Origin of the sequence: Massilia sp. TSP1-1-2 (assembly GCF_049896185.1) — a bacterium.
GTDB lineage: Bacteria > Pseudomonadota > Gammaproteobacteria > Burkholderiales > Burkholderiaceae_D > Telluria_A.
In genome coordinates, this window is record NZ_JAFCTU010000086.1 from 1 (window position 1) to 1,571 (window position 1,571).

At 57.6% G+C, this 1,571-nt stretch carries 3 protein-coding genes; all 3 read right to left on the reverse strand.

From position 1 onward, the window contains the following. A partial coding sequence (locus tag ACP7BV_RS26905; RefSeq protein WP_426107961.1) for a Rho termination factor N-terminal domain-containing protein occupies positions 1-323 on the reverse strand: 323 nt, incomplete at its 3' end. Between the two features lie 96 nt (positions 324-419). Continuing rightward, entirely contained in the window at positions 420-746 is a 327-nt protein-coding gene (gene trxA / locus ACP7BV_RS26910) for a thioredoxin TrxA (protein ID WP_426107962.1), read from the reverse strand. Positions 747-918: 172 nt separating this feature from the next. After that, positions 919-1,404 (reverse strand): response regulator, encoded by a 486-nt coding sequence (locus ACP7BV_RS26915; RefSeq protein WP_426107963.1) that lies wholly within the window; start codon positions 1,402-1,404, stop codon positions 919-921. Between the last annotated feature and the right edge of the window lie 167 nt (positions 1,405-1,571).

The following is a 1,571-nucleotide window of genomic DNA, read 5'->3' on the forward strand; positions in this document are numbered from 1 at the left end:
TCGCCGTCTTTCGGGGTGCGCACTTCGCCTTCGATCGAGTCACCCGTGTGCAGGTTGAAACGGCGAATTTGCGAAGGTGAAATATAAATGTCGTCGGTGGACGCCATGTAGCTGGCGTCGGGCGAGCGCAGGAAGCCAAAGCCGTCTGGCAACACCTCAAGGGCGCCGTCGCCGAAAATCTGTTCGCCTGACTTCGCGCGCTTCTTGAGAATGGCGAACATCAGTTCTTGTTTACGCAGCCGGGCCGCGTTGTCGATATCGAGGCCAATTGCCATCTCCAGTAGAGCAGAGACGTGCATAGCCTTCAGTTCAGATAAATGCATGAGTTGAGTCCCGTGACGGGAAGTAAAGGTAGGGGAGGGAACAGCGTGGGTTAATCAAAGACGGCAACGCGGGCGCGCTGCCGTCACATGGATTGTTTAGATGTTGCTGTCGATGAACGACGTCAGCTGGCCTTTGGCGAGGGCGCCAACTTTTTGAGCAGCCACGACACCGTTCTTGAACAGGATCAGGGTTGGAATGCCGCGGATGCCGAACTTGGCCGGTACGGCCTGGTTGGCGTCAACGTCCATCTTGGCGACCAAAATCTTGCCGTTGTATTCCTTGGCGACTTCTTCGAGCATGGGGCCGATGGCCTTGCACGGACCGCACCATTCGGCCCAGAAATCGACCAGCACGGGACGCTCGGACTTGAGAACGTCCGCTTCGAAGGATGCATCGCTGATGTGTTTAATGTTTTCGCTCATGTATTCCTCAACAGAGGTAGGGGTGTAATGCCTGGGGACAAGCCGGCCCTGCTTTGCATATCGCCAGCTTCCGTATTTTTAGTTGCAACACTATGATGGTGACACTGTGTGCAAATTCAATGTGGAAGGGCGGCAAGAGGGTGTCAGGCGGGGATTTAGCCGAAATAATAACCTATTTTGCCCGATGTGTCGCCGGATTGTACAAATTCTCGTTCTGGCCCCCGGCATGGGACGCCATCGTTGCCATGGTTGCCAGCGCGCTGCGCAGGTCGGCTTCGCTGATCGGCTTTTGCCAGGCGCCCAGCACCTTGAGCCCATGCGCGCGCGCCAACCTTTCGGCCGCGCGCCGCACGCCCCCATCCATGCCCGAGAGCAGCATCACGCTGCCCTGGAAACCGGCCGCCGCCGCCGCATGCATGAATTCGATGCCATCCATTCCCGGCATCGACAAGTCGCAGATCAACAGGGCCGGGCGTTCGCCGGCCAGCGTGGCCAGCGCGCGCCGCGCCTGCGTTTCGCAGCGCACGTCAAACCCGCCTAGCGCGGCCAGCATGTCGGCCATGATTTCCAACGTAAAGTTGTCGTCGTCGAGCAGCAGCACGCGCACGCTCTGGGCGGGGCGCGAGGGGAGTCGGGACGGGGCAGCGTTGTCGGTCATGGTGTCATCGGGGTGATAAGAGCTTATATTATCGTGGAAGTTCGTCCTGCGCAGCGCACTGCAACAAAAACGGCTGTCAGCTAACACTCTTAGCCTGAATTTTGCATAAAAAAGGGCAAGAATGCCGTAAGTGATTGATAAAATGTGAGTTATCTGGAAACACAGTT